The sequence below is a fragment of the Anoxybacteroides tepidamans genome (assembly GCF_014201465.1).
Taxonomy (GTDB): domain Bacteria; phylum Bacillota; class Bacilli; order Bacillales; family Anoxybacillaceae; genus Anoxybacteroides; species Anoxybacteroides tepidamans.
The window spans coordinates 22,361-45,604 of the sequence record NZ_JACHEP010000024.1 but is presented as its reverse complement, the minus strand read 5'-3'; the positions used below and the strand labels follow the sequence as shown (position 1 = coordinate 45,604).

The window sequence follows — 23,244 nt, the reverse complement described above, 5'->3', positions numbered from 1 at the left end:
TTGGTTAGCACATCTATTTTAACCAAGGAGTCGGGTTCATGTCTCCTTTTTTGTTTGGATGTAAATTTATGTTAGTAAATTTGCTCAACTACAGTTATTTATTTAAGACTTCAAGGGTTTGGATAAAATTCAAGGATTGTAAAAATGAATCCAACTTTGATGGATTCATTTTTATGACATTTTGAATGTAAGTATTGTTTTAAAAAGCCTGAAATTCGAGTTTTGCCTCTTTTAGTTCTCTTAATTTGCGAGCTGATAGTGGGGTCTTCATTAATAAATATGGATTTAAATGAAGCTGAAATTATCTGATAAAGTTGGTTTAGTCGGTTTTGTAAGGAATATGTTTAACAAAGTAATGGAATTAAGCTTAATAAAACAACAATCCCAGAAATCAATATGGATAAGTTTCTAACAGGAAAATAAAAATGTAAAACCCCTGAACGTATTTCAGGGGTCACGGGTTCGCCTTCCGCTCCAATGGAGGCGATATACATGTATAAGCTCCATTTGGTCTCATATCGTCACAGACGATAAGGACTATATAAGTAAAGTATGTTCAATATTAATGATACTGTAACATCATTAATTTGTCAATTGTGGCTTTGTTAAAGACTGTAGCTGCTTTTCCAAATCACTAATCCGCTTTTCTAAAGCTTCAATTTGTTCGTTTTTCAATTTTTTGATATATGGAGTTTGACGACTAAAGAGCATTTCTTCAAGTTCTTCCATCAGTTTGGTTCGTGCAATTGAACCAACAATTTTGGTTATCCGATTTTTTGACACGGCTCGGATCTGGTGAGTCAAAATATAAGAATCTTCTTTAATTTCTGGGTAATCCTTTTTCAAAACAGGGATAATGCATTTCTTAATTTCATCGGAAATGTTATTAAGCCCAGAATCCTTCTTTGAGGTCATCGGTACAACAACTACGATACTTGGATAGTCATCAATTACAATTCCAGTATGAACATATGATAATTCTCGTCCTATATTGCTTACTCCAAAATCAATGCTTAATAATTTGCCTCTGCCATATCGTTTTGAGTAATAATCCTTTTCAACAAGATTACCCTCTTTATCCTTCTCCTTAAAAATTCTTGCTTCTTCACGTTTATCGCCAAAAATTCCATATTGATTCCATAAACCATTCCAGAGAATAAATTTAATGGCTTGCTCGATGGTTAACCCCTTTACTAAATCCTCAGTATCCTTTAAATTCTTGGGTAACTCACTATTTATTTTGGGTTCTGTGTGGGCAAGCGATGTTTTAATTTCATCTCTTCTTGTTTTGTCTTGGATAATCTTCAATAACCCCTTAAAATCAAACAATCTGTTATCCTCCTTTTAATAATTGTGTGAAGAATAACAGATTTCGACAAAAAAAACTATATTCCTGCTTTTTACTCATCTGAAAAATCATCATACTCTGACCACAAAAAGATTAAATGCGAATCTGGGTATCTTTCTATAAACAGATTATCGTTTAAAGCAAACATCAAAGGGTCGTTAACGGATTGTTTCCTTTTCTCTCCAAGTTCCTCAAATAGATTGGTTATTTTTCTTAGTTCCTCAATGTTTTGGGTTGAAAACTGCAAAATTCTTTCAAATTCATAAATTGGTGTATCAATGTTTTGGGGAATATAAGTCCAATCTGAAAATTGAACTGATTGCCCCTTCCCTTCGAAGATATTTATTAGCTTTTCATATACTACATTTTCCTTTATTTCGAAAGTTACTTTATGTAAATACCCTAAAATATCCTCAATTGATTTTGTTCTGCTATTAAACATCATCTGCTGGATTATATTGAATCCCGCACGAATTCGTTGAACTTTAATTAAAATAAATTCAATTGTCATTCCAAAATCATCACTATAAGGTTCCATTTCAACTTTTCCGTTTGCTGTAATAAAGTGCGCCATCAATTAGTTTCTCCTTGAAAATTGAGATTTCTGTATTTTAATAAAGCTGTACAGTTATAACACAACCTGTTGTATATCCATTCTTGTGTCTTGATGTAATCTTTGCTCTTTTCTAAAGCAAAAAAGCTCCGAGTTGAATCTGGTCTTTTTTGTGTTCTAGGATTTCATCAATAAGTACATTTTTTCATACAAAATTATTTGTTTACATACCTTCTATTTTTGCTATAAAAAAGCGTCCTCGACCTTCGGCAAGTATTTACTTATTTCCGTAACCGTAAGGTCGTTTTCTAAGAATTCCTTTGCCGATTTAGAATAAATCACTATTTGGGAACTACTTTTCAACTTCAGAGCTGCTTGAATCTCGCTCTTTACCTTTTCTTCATCTTGTCTTATATCTACAACAATGAGAACACGTTCAGGCTTGTGTTCAAGCGATTGCTTAATCAAATTATTAATATATTCATCGCTGAAACTGTAACCAATAACAATGATAATTTTACTTTCCAAGGTGTATTTCCGAAATTCATAAACATAAAAGAGATATGGGTCAATAGATTGAAGCTTGGTATCCGTTCCAAATATCAAGTCAGGCTCTTCTTCTGGATGAACGGAAGATTTCAATATATGTCCTTGGTCTTTATCTCTTTTCCAAGTAATGGACCCGTGTAACTTATACAGATAAATGCCAGCCTCTATATCTTGATTGTTACTGTCAAAACGGAGGCTATTCCAAGTTCTGTTCTCGTCAAAACCTAATTCAAGTTCAGAACCGTGAGGCTTGGCATATTCGAAACAAAGGTCATAATTCAATGTGAAAACTCGAATGGACTTGCCCACTTCTTTTTGAAATTCATAAAAATGGCGGTAATAATCCGCCGCGCGATAATCCTCCAACTTAATCCAGTTAATCAATTGAGTCGTGATTAACTTTTTTAACTTCCGTATACCTTCAAAGTTTGCACCTGCTAAATCAATGAGTCTATTGTTCCAGTTTGCAATAAAGGGATATACCAAATTCTTTTCCTTTTTCTCAAGTTCCGATAGCACATTCATTATTTTCTCGATACCCACAGTGTTATGAAACTTTCCAAAGATACCGTCAGCATACAAGATAGCGCTTTTGATATAGAAATATAAATCCTGCAGTCCTTTCCACTCATCTTTGTTTTTCAAAAGAGAGTTTTCTATATCTTCAACCATTTTATTTACTGTTGGAATGCCAGCATCAAAACTGCAACCAGCTCCCAATAAAAAAACCACATCGTTTTCTTTTATGCTCATATTCTATCTCCTACTCACAAGAACCAAGGTATATAAAAATTCGTCAAATCAACATCGCCTTCTGGCTGAAACTCTCTAAATTCAGAAATAAAGTTGGCAATGATGTTCGGATAATAAATCGAAATTGGAGATAACTTAGCGTTAAATCCCCTCCAATTCGCCCCAGACAAGTTAATGATGTCCTGCAAATACCTTCTCTTCTTCTCTGGATCCAGTTCATCTATCTGCATAAATTCTATATGCACTGGATTTCCAACTTTCTTTTTAACCAACTCTTTACCGTACTGTAAACCTTCAAACCAGACCAAGAACTCATTTGAAGATAGTTGAATGTATGAACTTTCGTAAGGAACCTTAGAGTTGTTCTCTGCGTATCCAAAAAACTTATTATCCGTGTTGATTTTAATGAATTGGAATTCAATATCGCTATACAAATGGGCTATTTCTTGCACACTACTTTTTATATACCTAATTTCATCGTTCTTAATTTTAAACGGTAAATGGATAACGCATTTCTCAATACTTCCATCAAGATTTTCCGAAATAACGCTTTTAATGTTTTCTCTTAATTGTAGAATATAATCTGTTCTTTCCTTTGCATCACCTAAGACGTTAATTTTGCGATAAATGCCACTGGAGTCCATACAAACAGAATAAGCAAAATATTTATTTATGTTCCCAAGCTCATCCTTTTTGTGCGCACAGCCTAATCCAAAAATAATACATTTATCATTACTCGGCTTTACTTTCCACGGAATCCCACCAAGTTTAGCAAAAATTTGTAGTCCAATATTGCCAACAGACCATTTTAATCCATCTCTAGCTGCGATTCTTTCACATCGAACAGTCTGTAAAGGTATTCGTTTTTCGGTGAAAATATATTTGACATAATGATAAGGTGAAAATCCAGTAATTGAGGAAGGAACTTTTTCGTTCATAACAAATATTCCAATTACTTTTTTATCTTGATGGCTCTCTACAATGGTTTGTAGCTCTTGTTCCACTACTTGTAAGCCTTCTTTAGTAAGCGAGGGAATAATAATATGCTTGACATTTTCTTTTGCTAACTTGATTTTATAGACTGATTCCATTCCAGCAAAAATGTTCGTGTAAGTTTTGCCTAATAGCGAACTATACAATTCAAGAGCTTCATTCCTATCTTGAGATTCAAACATAAACACAAACAATGGTTCTTTATCAAGGTTTGCTAACGGTCCGTAAGTCTTTAAACCCTGAACTTGAGAATTGCTTTCTTTTCCGTTACTAAAAATGTATGTTTTCATTTTTAATGGCTCTTCACCACAAGTTGTACTTGATCATTTAAGGTAGGTGTGCATAGAGGGTACAAAAAATGCGAATTTTCCTGTATGGTAAAGGTGACCAAACCGAACCATGGAGGGAAATTCGCATGTACTCTCAGTTTTCTGTGAAAATAATGAATCCATGAGCGGTTATTTTCATGCTTGGGTGGCGAGTAAAAGCTTACTCATGGATGTTTTTTGTTTTTAATTCAAATAAATATTTGAATAATAAAAGAAATGGGGTATAATATATTCAAACGGAAATTTGAATATGAAAGGGGGATAATGAATGAGTAAGAAAGATACATGTGAAATTTATTGTTATGACGAAGAAAAAGTCAATCGAATACAAGGGGAATTGCAAAAAGAAGATATATCCAGTGTTGTCCTGTTGTTTAAAGCACTGGCAGATGAAAATAGGGCAAAAATTGTCTATTCACTTTGCCAAGATAAAGAGTTATGTGTATGTGATATTGCCAATATCATTGGGGCTTCTGTTGCAACCACTTCCCATCATTTACGGACTCTTTATAAACAAGGGATTGTAAAGTATCGAAAAGAAGGAAAGCTAGCATTTTATTCGCTGGATGATGACCATATTAAGCAGTTAATCATGATTGCGTTAGTACATGAGAAAGAGGTGAAAGTCCGTGTCTGAACAACAAGCAAAATTATCTAAATCAGAAGCGAAAACCTACCGTGTTCAAGGATTTACTTGTGCAAACTGTGCGGCAAAGTTTGAAAATAATGTAAAATCATTGCCAGGTGTTCAAGATGCTAAAGTAAACTTTGGAGCATCTAAAATTACCGTTTGGGGTACAACAACCATCGAAGAATTAGAAAAAGCAGGAGCTTTTGAAAACTTAAAGGTTCGGGAAGATAAAGAAAAATCAGTCAAGCGTGAACCTTTTTGGAAGCAAAAAGAGAACATTAAAGTGTATATTTCCGCCGTTTTGCTTGTGATCAGTTGGTTTTTAGGGAAGCAATACGGAGAAGAGCATATCTTTGCGACAATTGGATATGCTGCAGCAATTTTAATCGGTGGATATTCGTTATTTATAAAAGGTTTCAAAAACCTAGTTCGATTGAATTTTGATATGAATACGCTGATGACAGTGGCGATTTTAGGAGCTGCAGCGATTGGTGAATGGGGAGAAGGTGCAACGGTTGTTATTCTATTCGCCATTAGCGAAGCCTTAGAGCGTTATTCCATGGATAAAGCTCGTCAATCCATTGAATCGTTGATGGATATTGCTCCAAAAGAAGCATTAATTCGTCGCGGAAATGAAGAAATGATGGTCCCTGTTGACGATATTCAAGTCGGAGATATTATGATCGTAAAGCCTGGTCAGAAATTAGCGATGGATGGAATCGTCATCAAGGGTACATCTACGCTAAATCAGGCTGCCATTACGGGAGAAAGTGTTCCAGTAACCAAAACAGTCGGTGATGAAGTCTTTGCAGGAACATTGAATGAAGAAGGGTTATTGGAAGTAAAAGTGACAAAACGAGTGGAAGATACAACTCTTTCGAAAATCATCCATTTAGTGGAAGAAGCTCAAGCAGAACGAGCACCTTCTCAAGCGTTTGTAGATCGTTTTGCCAAATACTATACACCAGCCATTATCATTTTTGCTCTTTTACTAGCCGTTATTCCTCCATTATTTATGGGTGCTGATTGGAGCGAATGGATTTATCGAGGTCTAGCTGTATTAGTGGTTGGTTGTCCGTGTGCGTTGGTTATTTCCACGCCTGTTTCGATTGTAACTGCCATTGGAAATGCAGCGAAAAACGGTGTGTTAATTAAAGGTGGTATTTATTTAGAGGAAGCAGGAAACTTAAAAGTGATTGCTTTTGATAAAACAGGAACATTAACAAAAGGTATTCCTTCCGTCACCGATGTAGTCACTTATAATGGCAATGAAAATGAACTAATGACCATTACAGCAGCCATTGAAAAAGGCTCACAACATCCACTTGCTTCCGCCATTATAAGAAAAGCAGAAGAAGATGGATTGAATTTTAATGATGTATCGGTTGAAGAATTCCAATCCATTACAGGTAAAGGGGTCAAAGCCAAAGTAAATAACGCAATGTATTATGTCGGAAGTCCAGGTCTTTTTGAAGAACTTCTTCCAAATGGCATCCAATCAGAAATAAAAGAACAAATTACAACCCTTCAAATACAAGGGAAAACGGTCATGGTATTAGGGACGGAAAAAGAAATTCTGGCGTTAATTGCCGTGGCAGACGAAATAAGAGAATCATCCAAAGAGGTTATTCGAAAACTTCATCAAGTCGGTATTGAAAAAACGGTGATGCTGACGGGAGATAACCAAAGAACAGCCGAAGCCATCGGAAAACAAGTCGGTGTTTCCGATATTAAAGCCGATTTACTTCCAGAAGATAAACTGAATTTCATCAAAGAGCTTCGCGACAAGTATCGAAGTGTTGCGATGGTTGGAGATGGTGTGAACGATGCACCAGCTCTTGCAGCTTCAACCGTTGGTGTGGCAATGGGTGGTGCTGGAACCGATACAGCCCTAGAAACAGCCGATATTGTCTTAATGTCTGATGATTTAAGCAAATTGCCATATACGATTAAATTGAGCCGCAAAGCTTTAGCGATTATTAAGCAAAACATTACTTTCTCTTTAGGGATTAAGGCATTGTCATTACTGTTAATTGTGCCTGGTTGGTTAACGTTATGGTTAGCGATATTTGCGGATATGGGAGCAACATTAATCGTAACATTAAACAGCATGCGATTGCTAAAAGTTAAAGAATAGGCTCTTCACCACAAGTTGTACTTGATCATTTAAGGTAGGTGTGCATAGAGGGTACAAAAAATGCGAATTTTCCTGTATGGTAAAGGTGACCAAACCGAACCATGGAGGGAAATTCGCATGTACTCTCAGTTTATCAAAGAACTCATCGATTGACCAGATGTTTTGATTCAAAAGGTGCGAAAAGAAGGGGAACGTTGGATTTTCGAACTTTCTCTACCCGAACAATGCCCGTTATGTCCTGTCTGCTTGAAGCGCACGATCAAAATGACAGACAAAAAGAAGCAATGGATGCATGGCTATGCTCAGCGAATCGGAATTTTTTGGATCGAACTTCCTGTCGAGCGCAGACGTTGTAGCACGTGTGGCGTGACGTTCAGCACGTCGTATCCAGCCATCTCTCCTCGAAGTGTGGCGACGGATGCTTTTCAGCGATGGGTCGCGCAATCTTGCATCGGAACATCCATTCAGGCGGTGGCTCGTATGCTCAAGCTTCCTTACACGACCGTTGAACGATGGTTTTATACCCATGCCCCTTCCTTCCTATCGAATGACGTCCAACCAAAGGCGGTTTGTGTCGATGAGTTTGCGTTTCGAAAAGGGCATGACTACGGAGTGGCGATCATGGATGCCGAAACGGGGGAAGTGTATGCCATGGAAGCAGGAAAGAACGAGGAAGCCATTGGGCGTGCATTGGCTCATGTGTCTCGTTCCGTTCAGTATGTCGTGAGTGATTTGGCACCAGCGATGAAAAAAGCGATTCAACGGGTTTGCCCAGAGGCGACATCCATGTCATTCAGCTGTTTACCGATGCGTTAGAACGTTGTCGCAAATATTTGGGCAAAGGAGGCAAGAAACACGGAAATGTTCGTTACGTTTGCCGTTTATTGAGCCAATGCCCAGAGAAATTGACGGAGGAAGAACGTCAAATCATACGAGAATGGTGTAAGGAAAGCGATTACTTAAAGTCTGTTTACCAATCGCTCCGACATGTTCGCTATGTGTTCAAAAGCAAAGATGAGTAACAGGCGAAACGACGCTTGAAGGCTTGGATTCATCGGTATTTGTTTTGTCCTTGTTCCGTTGTTCGTGCCATCGCAAAATCACTCGTCAAGCGAACAGACGAAATGATATCGTGCATTTTATCCCATTATTCGAATGGGAAGATGGAGGGAACGAATAACAAGATCAAGCTGATGAAACGTCGGGGATACGGATACCGAAATATCCAGCGTTTTGCACTGCGGGTTCGGCTGGAAACAGCTAACATACTTTCATGACAGGTGCAAGTACATCTTTTGGTGATGAACCTTTTTAATGGATAAGACCGCATTAAATATAGTTCATTTTCAATGTCATAATCCTCATTGTCTAGAGAAAACGGGAAAAGCCGCTGCTTAAATTTCTGCATAAAGAATTTAATTTTGTCGAGCTTGTCACTGTAATAATCGGCGTTGCTCTTACCATATTTATTTAAGCTTAAACTCAATTGCTGCACTCTTATGGAGTAAGGAACATCTTTAGCTTTTTTAAAAGCAAAATCAACTAGAAAACCAAATTTCTTTTCCGCTTTCAAGTAATATGGCTCAATTTGAATGACTTCATTACCTTCACGATGTCTTCCGATAATAACAGCCACTTTGCGTGAAAAGCCATTTCCATAAAGTATGTATTCATCACTACTTAGTGACTTTTGTACTCTATCCAAAAAACTTTCCCACATGATTCTAACGGTCAGTTTCGGATTAGAACTGCCTAAACAATATACACGTTCAAAACCGTCTTTTGGTTGAGTAGTAACCCAGTATTCAGCGTAAGTGTCTGACGAATCATTTATCGGCAATTTAGTTCTATAGTAACCATCTTGTTTTTTTTGACCATTAAAGTCTTGTCTATATATTCTGAATGAAATATTCTGATTTTTTAGAGCGAAAAAGTTTAAGCGGATTGGTATATTGTTCATTTGTTCCACCTTTAAACCTAAATCAATTTTTTTAAAAATGGGATTATGATTTATTTCGACAAATTATCTTATTATTCCTGCTATTATTTATTATTGATGTTAATTAATCTAAGATTTCGGTTGCTAAAACAAAAGCCTTTGAAGAATCGTAAGATCCGTCAAAGACTTGTTTTAAAGAGCTTGAAATTCGAGTTTTGCCTCTTTTAGTTCTCTCAATAACGCAAATTCAACTTCTTCAACTGAATACTGATAAGGAATATAAGCTATACCATTGATATCTGTAGGTAATTCAACATTCGATTTGTACAAACAACATACATTTGAGCGACCCAACTTACCATAAAAGAACCCAAGCTCAAAAATCACATTTTGTCTTGCTCGAAACTGATAGTTCAAGGATTCCAACGGAACATTCTCATATAATGCTCCAATGTCATCTGGCGTTAAAAGTACAATCGCATACTCGACATCAGAATACCGTTCAAATTTCTCTATTAATGTTAAGCCACTATTCGCCATTCTATTCAATACAACGGGTTCTAACCCAACTCTTCTTAATATTCCTTCTACTTCTAATAATGCTGTTCTGTCTCTACCGTGAACGACAAATACTCTCTTACCTTTTTCAGAACGAACTTTTATATCATTATCCCGTTTTTCAAATATAGAAGGCAACATCTCTTCTAAAACACTAATATGTGTTAATAAAGAATTATACCCCACATCATTGATTGTTTTTCGAGTATTTGAATAATGGAAATCTTCGAAATGAAACTCTGGAAGCCCTAACCTTTTTGAGGATTGATTTAGTATAGAAACTAGCCTTTCAAAAACATCTGAGTATCGCCATTCTTTATTGTAATTTTTAATATCCATAATGGCTTTTTTCAAATGAAATACGATTTCGTTCATTGGTTGTGTCCCCCCCCAACTCTACAAACGATTACCAAATTTATTATAATATACTTACATCTACATTTGAACTTTGTCAAAGTTAGTCGTCCTTTTAATAAGAATTACGCTAATGAGTTGGTATTACCTTTGATAAAACAAGCACACAAAAAAGCTCGAGGAAAATTTGTCCTCAAGCTTTTGTGTATATTGTCACTATTAAGCTAACGCATCACTTTTAACACAGCCTTCAGAAAAAAAGAGTTCAGCCTAAATAGCTAAATTCCTCATTTTGTACTAAAAACTATCAATGATTTATGAAAAAGCCTTGACCCAATTCCTTAGTCAATAGCTTTTTCTTCATTAAATATATTCAATTTTCATTATGGCTTCCTTCGGTATAGTTGTACCGTTGGCATCAAAGCAGGTATTACAATGAATAGAAAGTTCCATATTTTGATGTTTATGATACAAAAAATTCAAGACAATTCCTAAATGTCTTATGTTAGATTCCTGAACTTGAAACTTGATAATACACGGATAAGTTGATTGTTTAAACTTGGTCAACAAGTCGTAATTGTATTTTTCTTCAAACGTAAAACAAATGTCTTCCACAATTTCAGGAGCGTCCAAATAATCGTGATTACCGATTTCTTCAGCGGAAAAAGCAACGTCTTTAATTAACATCGCATAAGGACCCCAATGAAATGAATCTGAAACCTTCATACGATAAAGCCACGCATAATGACCAGACGATTGTTTCTCCACATATTTTTTGAAATTTTGCCATTCTTCTTGTGACAAAAAGCCTTTTTGGAGATGAAACAGAAAATCCCATATAAATTGAATGTTTTTACCCAACGGCAGAATTCCATCTTTAAAGTCATTTCCTTTAAACGTTCTTGTCAAGTGGAACCAAGTTGTACAATCAAATTGTAGATTGGTTCTTGCCATTGCTCTTAATTTGTTGAGAAACAAGTCCTCCGCTGGTTCCCAATAATCAGGGTTATCTTCATAATACTTTTCTAAATCAAACTGATTAAAGAAAGATAGTAGTTCAGCTTTCGTAACGCCTGTAATTTGTTCTAATGAAGCATACATTGTTTCTTGTGTTTCGCAGTCCAATATTTTCATATTTATTGATCCTTTCTAAATGAAAATGGACCCTGTACAGGGTCGTAATGATGGTCTTACATAGCAGCTCTACTCGAACTTGAACGAATATCCTTAAGTTCTCTTATGCTGTATTTCTTATGTTCTGGACGATTGAAGTATGTGATGATTTCACTGATTGGCTTGTTACCCAGTCCAAAAGCAAGATGTTTAAATTCCTCTGTAAACTCATTTAACTTCGCAACCATAACCTTATCGGATTTTCTATCCACAATATCAATTTCATTAAACGCTAAGTAATCATATTTACCTTCAAATCTAAGGCTAATATTGAATCTTGATACTTTTTTGTTAAGTTCACGCAAAATGATAAGTCTGGATTCGTTATCGTAAACACGACTTACATAAAATATATTGTATAAATTCAAAGCTCCTTTTTGTTGCTCTCCAAAGAGCTTCCAACCGAATAAGTCTAAATACTTCTCATATTTCAGGGAAAGCTTTATATCTAGATGTTCGAATGGCTTGATAATAAACGACTTTGTATCTTCATCTGTGCCAATAATGGTTGCATTCATAGGCGAGAGGTGTTCATTTATTTCAGGTAACAACGACTGAATAAAATTTTGTTCGAGAATGTTTGGGGCTAGAGGATATGTGACATAGCCTGTTTCTTTTAACTTTTCAAGAATCGCACTTTGATTCGTTCTGTTCAACCAATTGATAATTTTACGGGTGACAACAAATTTTTTGTTTTTATGGATTTCATTGTATTGTTTCATTTCGCTTAGAAATTGCTGTTGTTTTTGGAGATATTCTGCAAATATTTCAATGGGGATTTCTTTACCGTCTAAATAATCGTTATACATTTTACGAACTTCTTCACCAAATTGAACATACGGCTCTTCCATTGATTTTGGGATTAGCACATCAAATTTATGTAATTCGTCCGTCCAACCATTTATTATATCTCCGATACCTGGATATCGCTGGTTTAGGACACTTAATTTTTGTAATCTAATGGCTTCTTTTTTGATTTGTCCTTTGGTCTTTCCGTTCAGCATTGAATCTATCAAGAAGTAATTGATACAGGTGCTTCCTACATTAAGTTTACGCCCACTTATCTTATTGGTAATATAATAAATTTCCTTGTTGGGTGTATTACAAATGGAGCAGGGGATTCGTTGTTTGCCATCTAAAATTTCTAGTGGATACGGTTTAGTTTCATCACTTTTCCATTCATCTTGACAGGTCTTAAAAATATCAGGCATTAAGTGTTCTATCGTATTAATGTCTTCATCAGACAGTTTTTCTCTCATTAACTCTTCAGTGATATCTTCATTTTCCACGATAAATCGATACAAAGTGGGATAAAGTTTTATTGATTCGCTGTGACATAATAAAGAACGTTTCTTTTTTTCTGTCAGAAATTTCGAATTTTTAATTTTTTCCAATAGACATTTCCCCTTTATTCTTATGAATTTCCAAACACACGTTTGGTTAATTTGATTATATTATTTTCATTATTTTGATGTCAAACGTTTCTAGTTTGGTATAAAAGAAAAAATAACCCACACAAAAAGTATGGGTTCTCCGTTATTTATTTCTCAACTCGAAAATAAAAGGTATTTCCAACCTCCGAAGAACAACCACTTAAACGATACTCCACTCCTTTATCGATATCCTTCTTTTCTATTTTAGAGCAAGTTGTACTTTGTTTTCCTTTATCAGAACCAGCAAAAGCATCTTGTGAATTATCGTATGTGTACTGGATTTTTTCACCGTTATAATCTAAATTACGGAAAATTGGATCTCCTTCGTCTGTGTACATTGTGATACGAATTTTATCCTTTTTTCCGCTTTCAACATTGGCTACAAAACGCTCAAACTTATCTAAGTTGCTAATTTTGCCTTGAAGATTGACCACATCTCCGTTTGTTATTGCCTCCTCAGAACGATAAGGTTTCTTCGGATTATCAGTGGCAGGAGTTGATTCTTTTCCATTAGACTTATTACAAGCTGTTAATGTTAATACCAATAAAGCAACAGATATATATGTAACAAATTTTTTCAAACCTAATCACCTTCCTTAATTTTATTAATTAGACGAGGTGTGAAAAACAAATGTTTCATAAACAATTTGATTTTCATATAAGCAGTAAAGAACTTCTCTAAAAAACAATAAAAAATGACCACACCTTTGATTGATGTAGTCACTAGAAATATAATGCATTAATCCTGAAATAATTTACGAAAGACTAGACCAAAATGATATGGTGGCAATTCAACTTGTTTTTCTAATACGAACCCTGTTTCATTAGCCCAATTAATAATCATTTGTGGAGTTGGTCTAATATCCATAGATGGACCTCTGGGTGTATCTTTATTTATCCAATGGATCACTCCAATGCGTCCATTCTTTCCAAGAATACGATGAACTTTACTTAATAATTGAACAGATTCTTCACAATGAAGAATATTAAATAAAGTCACGTAATCAACCTGACCACCGTAATCCGAAAAAACGGATTGTAAGTCTATATCTAAAACATCGCCTTGTATTACTTGTATATTTGAAATAGCTTCTTCATTTATTTTTTTGTTACAGACTTCAACCATTTTAGGATCAATATCAATGCCAATTACTTTTCCGCTAATCAGTTTGGCAATTGGAAATAAAAATGTTCCATATCCACATCCAACGTCAACTACCGTGTTGATATTCCTATCAATACCTAATTTCTGAACGCATTCAGAAGGGTTAAAGAATGTTTTCCATAAATCTTCTGATGGCATTCCTGATTCTCTGAATTTCATTACAACATCCCCTTTCCATTAGGTAATTCGTATTATTAAGCCATTTTCTTTTTAAAACGTAATAATAAATATCCAGCACGAACAAACAAATCAATTAATATGGATAACCACACCCCTGCTATACCCGTTCCCATTTGTATTCCCAAAATATATACTCCAATTACACGAATAACCCACATACCTACAGCAGTTGAATACATTGGGCTTTTCGTATCGCCAGCTCCTTGTAAGGCTCCTGCTAATACAAGACCGATTGCTAATGCTGGTTGGGCAAAGGCATCGATTCGTAAAGCAGTTGTAACCATATCAATTACATTTTTATCTGTTGTAAACCAAGTTACAAACCAAGGGGAAAAGAAATATAAAATAACCCCAATGAAAGACATAAATAAAACGGCTATTCCAGTTGTAAGCATTCCATAAGAATAAGCTTCTTTCTTTTGATTTGCTCCTAAGTTCTGACCAACCAATGTAGTAGCTGCTACTGCCAACCCGTAACCTGGCATATAAGAAAAGATTTCAATGTTTCCAGCAATCGTATGAGCTGCATAAGTGGCGGTTCCAATATGAACAATAAGTCCAAAATAAAGAACTTGACCCAAACGCATTATTAAACGCTCAGCGGCGGCAGGAGTTGATAATTTTATCAATGAACGGGGGCTATCGTTAAAAGAAAAACCATCAAATAATGAAAAATGAAGTTTGGATTTCACAATGTATCTATAAAGAGCAATAGTTCCAAGAATTCTTGCAATCACTGTTGCCCAAGCTGCTCCTGTAATACCTAACCCTCCAAATTTCCAAAACCCAAAAATAAGCAAATAATCAAACACAATATGTACAATATTTATCCAAACACTTACTTTCATTGGAGTTTTGGTATCTCCCGCCGCTCGTAGAATGCTTCCGAAAACAAACATTAATGAAATGAATACTGAAGGAACGGCAACGATTCGAAAGTAAGTGACTGCAACTTCTAAAACATTCGGCTCTGCCCCCATAATTTTTAGTAATGGTTCTGCAAAAAATAAAGAAATAAGACCAAATAACAATCCGATAAGAATAGCTATCCAGGTCGCTTGTTTTGCAATTGATTTTGCTTTTTCAAAATCCTTTGCTCCAACGCTTCTGGCAATAAGCGCAGAAGTTCCAGTTCCTAAAGCCATAAAAATAGCCATATAAACTGCAAGAATGGCATTTGCTATTCCCACTGCGGTAACTTCCACAAGTCCGATTTTGGATACAAAAAGCGTATCTACAAAGCCAACAACGGTTTGTAATATATTTTCTATCATTGCAGGAACAGCAAGGGCTAAAATGACCCGTATTTTTTGTTTATTCGTTGTATTCTGTTCCGTCATAATGTGAGACCCCATAAAAGCACTTCCTTTATTTTAGATAATGGTCTAATGCTTTATTTAGGTTGGCTAATACTTCTTGCTGATTTCCTTTATGAACTGCATCCACAACACAGCCCTCCAAGTGGTCTTTTAATAAGATTTTTGCTGCGTTATCTAGTGCCTTACGCACAGCGGCGATTTGTAAAAGCACTTCCGAACAATCTCTGCCCTCTTTAGTCATTTCCTTAATAGACCTTACGTGTCCTTCAATTCTTGCCAGTCTATTTACAATTTGCTGTCTATGCTTATGACTGTGGTTATGGAAGTGATTATGATGGTTGTCATTCATAAAATAAAACCTCCTTCACATCAAAATTATATCCCCCTAGGGGGATAAAGCAATAATGATAGTAACTACTTGGAACAGCAAAAGAAACCTCAATATCGTTAGATTGATATTGAGGTTTCTTTTCGATTGTTATTTATTATCCAAAAAAAGTTTGGAACAATAGATATGCATTTAGGCTAATGATTACAATAACTACAATCCACGCAAGAACTTTCAACCATAATGGATTTACGAACTCCCCCATTTTCTTTTTATCGCTTGTGAATTGAATGAGAGGAACCACTGCAAAAGATAGCTGTAAAGAAAGAATCACTTGGCTCAAAATAAGTAATTGAGCCGTTCCGCTTTCGCCATAAAGAGCAGTTACAACAACGGCTGGGACAATGGCAATCAATCGAGTGATAAGCCTTCTTAACCAAGCAGGAAGGCGAATGTTTAGAAAACCTTCCATCACAATCTGACCAGCTAAGGTTCCTGTTAATGTTGAGTTTTGACCAGAAGCCAACAAAGCAACTCCAAATAAAATACTTCCAAGTGTTGTTCCAAGCAGTGGAGAGAGCAAGTGATAAGCATCACCAATCTCCGCAACATCCTTCATTCCTGCTTTATGGAATGTAGCAGAAGAAACAATAAGGATCGCTGCATTAATAAATAAAGCGAAGAAAAGTGCAATGGTTGAATCCCAAGTGGCATATTTGATCGCTTGTCGTTTACCTGAGCTGGTTTGTTCGTATTGACGTGTCTGCACAATGGAAGAATGCAGATAAAGATTATGAGGCATTACGGTTGCACCTAAAATACCGATTGCGATATAGAGCATTGCTGGATTGTTAATAATCTCTGTGCTTGGAACAAACCCCTTCAATATGCCACCTACATCTGGCTTAGAAAGAAAGATTTCAGTTGCAAAGCAAGCGCCAATGGTTAGAATTAAAACGATCACCAACGTTTCAATATAACGAAACCCTTTATTCTGCAATAACAATACGACCAATACATCCAGAGCTGTAATGATAACTCCATATATTAACGGAATTCCAAACAACAAATTCAAAGCGATTGCCGAACCGATTACTTCCGCTAGATCACAAGCTGCGATTGCCAACTCGCATAAAACCCATAAGACCATTGCCACTGGCTTACTATAATGATCTCGACAGGCTTGGGCTAAATCCCTTCCCGTTACAATTCCCAACTTGTCAGCCAATGCTTGAAGCAATATTGCCATTAAATTTGAAAGCAAAATAACGGAAAGTAACGTGTATCCGAACTGGGAACCTCCTGCAATATCAGTCGCCCAGTTGCCTGGGTCCATATAACCCACTGCAACTAAGTATCCTGGTCCAGCAAACGCAAGAAATTTTCTAATCCAAGAGCCAGCTTTTGGTATACGCAAACTTCTATATACTTCGGGTAACGTTGGTTGTGTTCGTTTATTTCTCCAACCTTCTTCAACTGCTAACGGCAGTTTTTTTATATTTTCACTCATTGTGATCACCTCGTTATTGGTTTGTACTAAATATTTTGCATAAAGGAAACTTTTAGGGTAAAAAAAAATTGCTCCTACACTTAGAATTAGATATATGTAAGAGCAAAGAAAATGTTGCCTAAATAAATTGTACCTCCGAAAGAATTTTAGTCAAGGGAAACTTTTATTACTTATTAGTTCTTAGGCTCTCTAAAATATTGAACAAGGTACTGACCTTGTTCAAACCATTTAATAATATTTGAAACTTATGTTTGAATGAATACTCTCCCACTTACGTTAAGCTTAGAAGGGCTATAAAAAATTCTAACCACAACATTGCCATCACCTTCAATAGTTTAAAAATCATTTATCAAATACTCTGCATCGGCACCCACTCCTCCAATAAGAGCGGATCCTCTTCGATACTGCCACGGCAATCCTAAGAAATATAATCCTTGTACAGAATCAACCAGCTCCGAAGAGGATTAGATTCTCATTTCCCCGTGATGGATTTGAGAGGTTTCAATTTGAATGGTTGTATGCTGAATTTTAAAGTGTTCCTCAATAAAATGGATCGCTTCTTGTAAAACCTTTTGGCTGTCTTGATGATCTTCAATCAAAATATGGCAACTTAATGAGTCCAACCCTGAAGTAATTGTCCAAATATGAAGGTCGTGAACGTCAATCACTCCTTCAATACTTTCTAAGGCTTTTTTCACTTCATTTTGGTCAATGGTAATAGGCGTTCCTTCCATCAAAATATGAACCGTATGTTTAATAACTCCCCAAGCACCTTTCAAAATTAATAAAGCAACCAAAACTGAAATAATGGGGTCTGCAATATACCAACCAAAGAGCCACATAACGAGTCCTGCAACAATGGCTCCAACAGAACCTAAAGCATCTCCGATAACGTGAAGATAGGCACTACGAAGATTGACATTATTTTTCACATCACCTTTTCTCATTAACGCCCAGGCGCTTAAAAGGTTGGCAAAAAGTCCAATGAATGCAATCAGCATCATAGAACCGCTAGCTACAGTTGGCGGGTTGTAAAAACGCTGAATAGCTTCCCATACGATAAATCCAGCGATAACAAACAAGGTAACTCCATTAAATAAAGCGGCTAAGATTTCAAAACGATAAAAGCCATACGTTTTATTGGGGGAAGCTGGTTTGGTTGCAAACCAAATTGCAACTAAGCTTAGAATAAGTGAACTGGCATCACTAAGCATATGACCAGAGTCAGAAAGAAGGGCTAGGCTGTTTGTGATTAAACCTCCGAAAAACTCTAACAACATAATTCCAGAGGTGATGAGAAGGGCAATCGTAAGCCCCTTTTTATTACCTTCTCTGCCGAAGTCGTGGTGATGATGTCCGTGACCGTGATGATGGTGATGACCGTGGTGATCGTGAGAATGATGGTGATGATGATTATGCATTGTAAAACGCCTCCTTAATGATGTTCAGAATGGTCAATGGCTTGTTTTAATAATGAAATAACGTGTTCGTCATCGCAGGAGTAAAATAGTGTTTTTCCTTCACGGCGATACTTAACCAGTCTCAGATTTCGTAACATACTAAGTTGGTGGGAAACAGCTGATTGAGACATTTCCAACACTTCTGCAATGTGATTTACATTGCACTCTTCTTGCGATAACAAATAAAGAATTTTGATTCTTGTTGGATCGGCTAATACCTTAAATATTTGCGATACATTTTCAATGGTTTCAGATTTTAAGAAAGAATGGTCTTCGGTTTTCATTATGATTTCCCTCACTTTATTTATTATATATGAGCATATGTTCATATGTATGTAATAATATTTTAAATTCAGTTTTTTGTCAAGTTTAGGAAATGTTTTTTAATGAAAATGGGTGATTTAGCTCATAATGAATGAGAGGAGGCTGATGATATGGGAGACAATCATAATCATTCCCACGTATCAGATAACAAAAAGGGATTAATGATCGCTCTTCTTATTACTTCGGGGATAACGGTTTTGGAGTTCTTTGGTGGACTGTTTACGAATAGCCTAGCATTACTATCGGACGCAGGGCATATGTTAAGCGATATTGGCTCTCTAGCTTTGAGCTTGTTTGCTATGTGGTTCGCCGCAAGACCCCCTTCTCCACGAAAAACATACGGTTTTTACCGATTTGAAATACTGGCAGCTATGTTGAATGGACTTCTCTTATTCGTCATTGCGGGATTTATTTCTTACGAAGCTTATAAACGTTTTTTTGAACCTCCAACAGTCGCAAGTGGTACAATGATGCTCATTGCTACCATTGGATTGTTGGCAAACATCACCAGCGCATTTATTTTGACAAAAAAAAAGTGATACCAAAGAAAATGTAAATGTGCGAAGTGCCTATTTGCATATCATTTCTGATGCATTAGGTGCGATTGGGGCAATTGTGGCAGGGATTGTAATGTACTTTTTCGGCTGGTATGTGGCTGACCCCATCATCAGTGTTGTCGTGTCGCTATTAATCTTGAGAAGCGCTTGGGGTGTGGTAAGCAACTCCTTTCACATTCTTATGGAAGGAACGCCGATTACAATTGATATGGACAAAGTAAAGCAAACTCTTCAATCCATTGAGGGCGTAAAAGATGTTCACGATTTACACATCTGGACAATCACCTCTGGGTTGGATTCGCTCAGTTGCCATTTGCTCATTGATGATACCAAGGATAGTCAGGACATTTTGAAACAGTCCATCCAACGGATTGAAGAAGAATTTCACATCTTGCATACGACAATTCAAGTGGAAAAATCGGACTTACAACATACCGATTTAAGGGTATAAAAAGGACAGCAGTAAGCTGTCCTTTAAAATATAAGCACATCTATTGTAAATTCTTATTCAAATTCCCGTATGACGTTATCCTCAAGTTTTTTACAGAAAAAATAAGTAAAATGAAACCAATACAAAACCAATTATAGCCATTATAACACAGTATATTTTTGTAGATGTGCGTAAAGCTGTTCCAAAAATTTCTTTTCCCGTCACTGAAAGCATTACCCCCATCGCCAATGCGATAATCATTGCTATTAGCCAAGGAACCCCCATTCCATAATTGCTTCCTATGAAGGCTCCAACTCCTACGGGGGCGGAGGCTATGGTTGCCCCAAGTATGATGCTGAGAATTCCAAACCCAGCCATCAACAAGGGAGTAAAAACAGCAATCCCTTCTGGAATATTGTGAAGCATAATCGTAGTCATCATTGGTTTAGTCAATGAAGCGTGAGTATTAGTTCCAAGTGCAATGCCTGTTGGAAAATTGTGCAGGGCAATACTGAATGTTAAAAATAGACCAGAATGTACGAATACGTCTTTTTTAGCGTCATTTGTAATAATGATCACATTATGAGAAACCTTTTCTAGATGCTTGTAAATAAAATAACCAAAAATCAATCCGACAATAACAATAAACCAACCTCCGATTTCTATACTTTCAGGCAAAATTTCCATTGTGACCAATCCAAATATCATTCCACTACATATTGAAAAAATGGTCGGCATTCCTTTTTGTAAACTTTTAAACAACCAAGCAATCACTCCACCAGATAACATTCCAATAGCAGAAGCAGAAAACCCTAAAAGCCCAAGTGAATTCACCCATCGTCCCCCCTTGTACTAGTTGTCTTTACTTTGTATATCTATCAAAACCATAAAATATGCCTTAAGAAAACAAAAAAAATCCTCCGCCGTGGGAGGATTTTAAAGTTGTTATGAGACTTTGACTACGAAAGGAACGGTAATAACCTTGCCTTCGTGTTGGAACTGACCCCAAATTTTATAGATTCCACTCTTAGGGAACTTAGTCATAAATTTGGCGTCTGGTCCTTTTGCCTTTTCGTCCATTGGATGTACGTGTAAATATTCGTCAGTGTTTTCACTAATGATTACAACGTGTCCAACAGCGCCTAAGTATGGCTGTAAATTAGTAATCGGTTGACCTGTCTTTTGGTCTTTAATGTTAAAGTTCAATGTAACATCTGTTCCAGCTTTGAGTTCATCAAAAGATAATGTAATTTCCTTGCCTTCCACAATTTTCGTTAAATTTTCGTCTGGTTTTAGTGGCGTGGTTTGTACTTTTTCTCCCTCAACCGTAACAGTGTGATTTTTTACAACTTTTGATGCCCCTTTTGGAACATAATCCGCATATAATTTATATTCTCCTCCAGCAGGAAAGTTTAAGGCAATCGTAAATAGTCCGTCACCTTTGTATTCAGGGTGTAAATGGTCAAAATAAGATAAATCTTTACTTACCACAATCAGATGCATTAGCTTTTCGTGCTGAATATCAAAGTCTTTAACAGGTTTTCCATCTTTATCGTTAATTTGAATTGTTAAATCAACCATTTCATTGCTTTTTGGAATTTCTTTTGAAAACTTCCAAACAGCCTGAGTAGTAACCTCTTGGGACTGGTTCGTTTCGTGATTCATTTCTTCGTGATTTTCACCTTGTTGCATATTTTCGTGATTCATATGTTGGTTTTTATTGGTGTTTTCGGACTTGCCACATCCACTTGCAATCAATAAAACGGAGATTAGAGTTAATAGCATTATTTTTTTCATATTGATACTTCACCCTTTCTAGATTAAGAATTTGTGACAAAAGATTTGACTTTCTAAACATATTGCAAAAATGAATACATTGATAAATAGAAGAGTTACCGAAACTATAAGAGGCTTTTTCTTAACGATGGGTATAGGAATATGTTTTTTAGGTTCTATGATCTGCATAATTCGATAATTCATCGCCACATCAGCTAAATGCACCGTAACCTCATCAAATGATGTATTTGCTTTCATCTTGGATACCTTCAACAATACTGAACCAAGTGGATTGCTGCTCTTCATCCTTTTGAAGGCATACTGATCAGCGAGCAATTCTCTCCAAATGTTGTAATATTGAACCAGACTCTTTAACATTGGAATATAAGATAATCCTTCGGAGACAATCTTTATAAACATTAGTCTAAATGGGTCTCGATGTATGGAGTGAAATTGTTCGTGAAGCAGTATAGCTCGAAGCTCTTCTTCCGAAAAATGATCCATTACAAAAGTCGATATAACGATTTTTGGTTTTATAAACCCAGTGGTTAAAGCGACAAACTGGTGATTTTCTATGACCAAGATTTGATTTTTAAACTCTGGGTATTGAGCATTTATATACTTAGTTTTGAACACATCTTGGGTAAGCAAAAATTTTGTATACCACTTGTTAGAAAGTTTAAGTTGCTGTATGATCTTCCAAGTTATTCTTACAAATACAAAAATAAAAAATAGGCTAATCGCTATTCCAAGTATAGAATATCCTTCACTCATCGCCATTAAATGTTGAGACATTAACCAATGTTGCAGACTTCTACCGAAGTGGTGGTATAAGAACATCACCATTTCTAAAAGCGTGAATCCCCCAAATAAGAGGATCATTACAAAAACCAATTCAGATTTCATCCTTGAAATCATTGTTCATTCCTTCTTTTCGCTTCATTTAATTTTTCCTCTAGCTTTTTAAGCAAGGAGGGATTCACATCCCGAATGGCATCAACCATATGAGTCACAGCTAATCCTCCAAACTCCTCAATAAGTCCATAGGTTACGGATTTGGTTTGCTCGGATAAAAATTGCTCTTTGGTTTGAACGGCTTTAAAGTAAGCGATTCGTCCTCTCGTTTCTTTGTGTAGATGTCCTTTATCAACAAGTCTATTCATTACAGTCATAACAGCATTAAAAGAAATTGGTTTTTCATTGTTGATATGCTGCTGAACTTCCTTTACGGTGACTTCCCCTGATGACCAGATATAATTCATTATTTTTGCTTCCAAGGCTCCAAAGAAACGATTCAAGCCCTCTTCATTGATTTTGAAGTTACTGATTTTCAACTGCTTCTCATCCTCTTCACACATAACTACACATTGTAGTTTTTACTACATATTGTAGTTTAAAAATAAAAAAAGTCAAATTTGATATTTCTGGAAGTTCAACATAAAGAA

The 23,244-nt window shown here is 36.1% G+C and carries 20 protein-coding genes and 3 pseudogenes; 4 read left to right on the top strand and 19 right to left on the bottom strand.

Going from position 1 to position 23,244, the window contains the following annotated elements; all coding sequences use genetic code 11:
* Window positions 1–582: 582 nt before the first annotated feature.
* The 4 genes from HNQ34_RS14850 to HNQ34_RS14835 form a co-directional block, all read right to left on the bottom strand.
* Window positions 583–1,329 carry a type II toxin-antitoxin system PemK/MazF family toxin gene (locus HNQ34_RS14850; RefSeq protein WP_009361469.1) on the bottom strand — a complete coding sequence of 249 codons (747 nt, stop codon included), beginning with the start codon at window positions 1,327–1,329 and terminating at the stop codon, window positions 583–585.
* A 71-nt stretch (window positions 1,330–1,400) separates the two neighbouring features.
* Window positions 1,401–1,922 carry a hypothetical protein gene (locus HNQ34_RS14845; protein WP_183255951.1) on the bottom strand — a complete coding sequence of 174 codons (522 nt, stop codon included), beginning with the start codon at window positions 1,920–1,922 and terminating at the stop codon, window positions 1,401–1,403.
* Window positions 1,923–2,144: 222 nt separating this feature from the next.
* On the bottom strand, window positions 2,145–3,203 hold the full coding sequence (locus tag HNQ34_RS14840) for an SIR2 family protein (RefSeq protein ID WP_009361467.1): 1,059 nt from the start codon (window positions 3,201–3,203) through the stop codon (window positions 2,145–2,147).
* Between the two features lie 14 nt (window positions 3,204–3,217).
* Complete coding sequence (locus HNQ34_RS14835; protein ID WP_063193540.1) at window positions 3,218–4,486, bottom strand: Piwi domain-containing protein; 1,269 nt, start codon at window positions 4,484–4,486, stop codon at window positions 3,218–3,220.
* A gap of 307 nt (window positions 4,487–4,793) precedes the next feature.
* Here HNQ34_RS14835 and HNQ34_RS14830 point away from each other — a divergent pair, with 307 nt between their 5' ends.
* The 3 genes and pseudogenes from HNQ34_RS14830 (at window position 4,794) to HNQ34_RS14820 (ending at window position 8,570) form a co-directional block, all read left to right on the top strand.
* On the top strand, window positions 4,794–5,162 hold the full coding sequence (locus HNQ34_RS14830) for an ArsR/SmtB family transcription factor (RefSeq protein ID WP_011229855.1): 369 nt from the start codon (window positions 4,794–4,796) through the stop codon (window positions 5,160–5,162).
* Window positions 5,155–7,293, top strand: a complete 2,139-nt coding sequence (locus HNQ34_RS14825; protein ID WP_183255949.1) for a heavy metal translocating P-type ATPase — start codon at window positions 5,155–5,157, stop codon at window positions 7,291–7,293. Before HNQ34_RS14830 ends, HNQ34_RS14825 begins: the two co-directional genes overlap by 8 nt.
* A 162-nt stretch (window positions 7,294–7,455) precedes the next feature.
* Window positions 7,456–8,570 (top strand): annotated as a pseudogene (locus tag HNQ34_RS14820) (ISL3 family transposase).
* A gap of 854 nt (window positions 8,571–9,424) precedes the next feature.
* Here the strand turns inward: HNQ34_RS14820 and HNQ34_RS14815 are convergent.
* From HNQ34_RS14815 to HNQ34_RS14765, 11 genes and pseudogenes are all read right to left on the bottom strand, one after another.
* Window positions 9,425–10,165, bottom strand: a complete 741-nt coding sequence (locus tag HNQ34_RS14815) for a TIR domain-containing protein (protein ID WP_009361465.1) — start codon at window positions 10,163–10,165, stop codon at window positions 9,425–9,427.
* 342 nt (window positions 10,166–10,507) lie between these two features.
* Window positions 10,508–11,278 (bottom strand): hypothetical protein, encoded by a 771-nt coding sequence (locus HNQ34_RS14810; protein ID WP_009361464.1) that lies wholly within the window; start codon window positions 11,276–11,278, stop codon window positions 10,508–10,510.
* A 56-nt stretch (window positions 11,279–11,334) separates the two neighbouring features.
* Window positions 11,335–12,711, bottom strand: coding sequence for a hypothetical protein (locus tag HNQ34_RS14805; protein WP_183255947.1), 1,377 nt, complete (start codon window positions 12,709–12,711; stop codon window positions 11,335–11,337).
* Window positions 12,712–12,857: 146 nt separating this feature from the next.
* Window positions 12,858–13,331 (bottom strand): DUF4362 domain-containing protein, encoded by a 474-nt coding sequence (locus tag HNQ34_RS14800; RefSeq protein ID WP_009361462.1) that lies wholly within the window; start codon window positions 13,329–13,331, stop codon window positions 12,858–12,860.
* 158 nt (window positions 13,332–13,489) lie between these two features.
* Window positions 13,490–14,074: a class I SAM-dependent methyltransferase gene (locus tag HNQ34_RS14795; RefSeq protein WP_183255945.1), complete on the bottom strand. Its 585-nt coding sequence runs from the start codon at window positions 14,072–14,074 to the stop codon at window positions 13,490–13,492.
* A 35-nt stretch (window positions 14,075–14,109) separates the two neighbouring features.
* Window positions 14,110–15,435: an MATE family efflux transporter gene (locus tag HNQ34_RS14790; protein ID WP_239639235.1), complete on the bottom strand. Its 1,326-nt coding sequence runs from the start codon at window positions 15,433–15,435 to the stop codon at window positions 14,110–14,112.
* 28 nt (window positions 15,436–15,463) lie between these two features.
* A complete protein-coding gene (locus HNQ34_RS14785; RefSeq protein ID WP_009361458.1) occupies window positions 15,464–15,763 on the bottom strand; it encodes a metal-sensing transcriptional repressor in 300 nt (99 codons plus the stop codon).
* A gap of 136 nt (window positions 15,764–15,899) precedes the next feature.
* On the bottom strand, window positions 15,900–17,252 hold the full coding sequence (locus HNQ34_RS14780; RefSeq protein ID WP_183255943.1) for an Nramp family divalent metal transporter: 1,353 nt from the start codon (window positions 17,250–17,252) through the stop codon (window positions 15,900–15,902).
* A 335-nt stretch (window positions 17,253–17,587) separates the two neighbouring features.
* Window positions 17,588–17,701 (bottom strand): annotated as a pseudogene (locus HNQ34_RS14775) (oxidoreductase); the annotation flags it as partial.
* A gap of 15 nt (window positions 17,702–17,716) precedes the next feature.
* Window positions 17,717–18,673: a cation diffusion facilitator family transporter gene (locus HNQ34_RS14770; RefSeq protein WP_004891650.1), complete on the bottom strand. Its 957-nt coding sequence runs from the start codon at window positions 18,671–18,673 to the stop codon at window positions 17,717–17,719.
* Window positions 18,674–18,687: 14 nt separating this feature from the next.
* Complete coding sequence (locus HNQ34_RS14765; RefSeq protein ID WP_009361456.1) at window positions 18,688–18,996, bottom strand: ArsR/SmtB family transcription factor; 309 nt, start codon at window positions 18,994–18,996, stop codon at window positions 18,688–18,690.
* A 150-nt stretch (window positions 18,997–19,146) separates the two neighbouring features.
* Between HNQ34_RS14765 and HNQ34_RS14760 the strand changes: the two are divergent.
* A pseudogene (locus HNQ34_RS14760) lies at window positions 19,147–20,044 on the top strand (cation diffusion facilitator family transporter).
* Window positions 20,045–20,134: 90 nt separating this feature from the next.
* Here HNQ34_RS14760 and HNQ34_RS14755 read toward each other — a convergent pair.
* From HNQ34_RS14755 to HNQ34_RS14740, 4 genes are all read right to left on the bottom strand, one after another.
* Window positions 20,135–20,857, bottom strand: a complete 723-nt coding sequence (locus HNQ34_RS14755; protein WP_183255941.1) for a ZIP family metal transporter — start codon at window positions 20,855–20,857, stop codon at window positions 20,135–20,137.
* A 111-nt stretch (window positions 20,858–20,968) separates the two neighbouring features.
* Window positions 20,969–21,820, bottom strand: a complete 852-nt coding sequence (locus HNQ34_RS14750) for a hypothetical protein (RefSeq protein ID WP_183255939.1) — start codon at window positions 21,818–21,820, stop codon at window positions 20,969–20,971.
* Between the two features lie 18 nt (window positions 21,821–21,838).
* Complete coding sequence (locus HNQ34_RS14745; RefSeq protein ID WP_009361452.1) at window positions 21,839–22,717, bottom strand: M56 family metallopeptidase; 879 nt, start codon at window positions 22,715–22,717, stop codon at window positions 21,839–21,841.
* The gene (locus tag HNQ34_RS14740) at window positions 22,714–23,133 is read right to left on the bottom strand and encodes a BlaI/MecI/CopY family transcriptional regulator (RefSeq protein ID WP_009361451.1); all 420 of its coding nucleotides are present in this window, start codon (window positions 23,131–23,133) and stop codon (window positions 22,714–22,716) included. The genes HNQ34_RS14745 and HNQ34_RS14740 overlap by 4 nt, the downstream gene beginning before the upstream one ends.
* Window positions 23,134–23,244 lie beyond the last annotated feature (111 nt).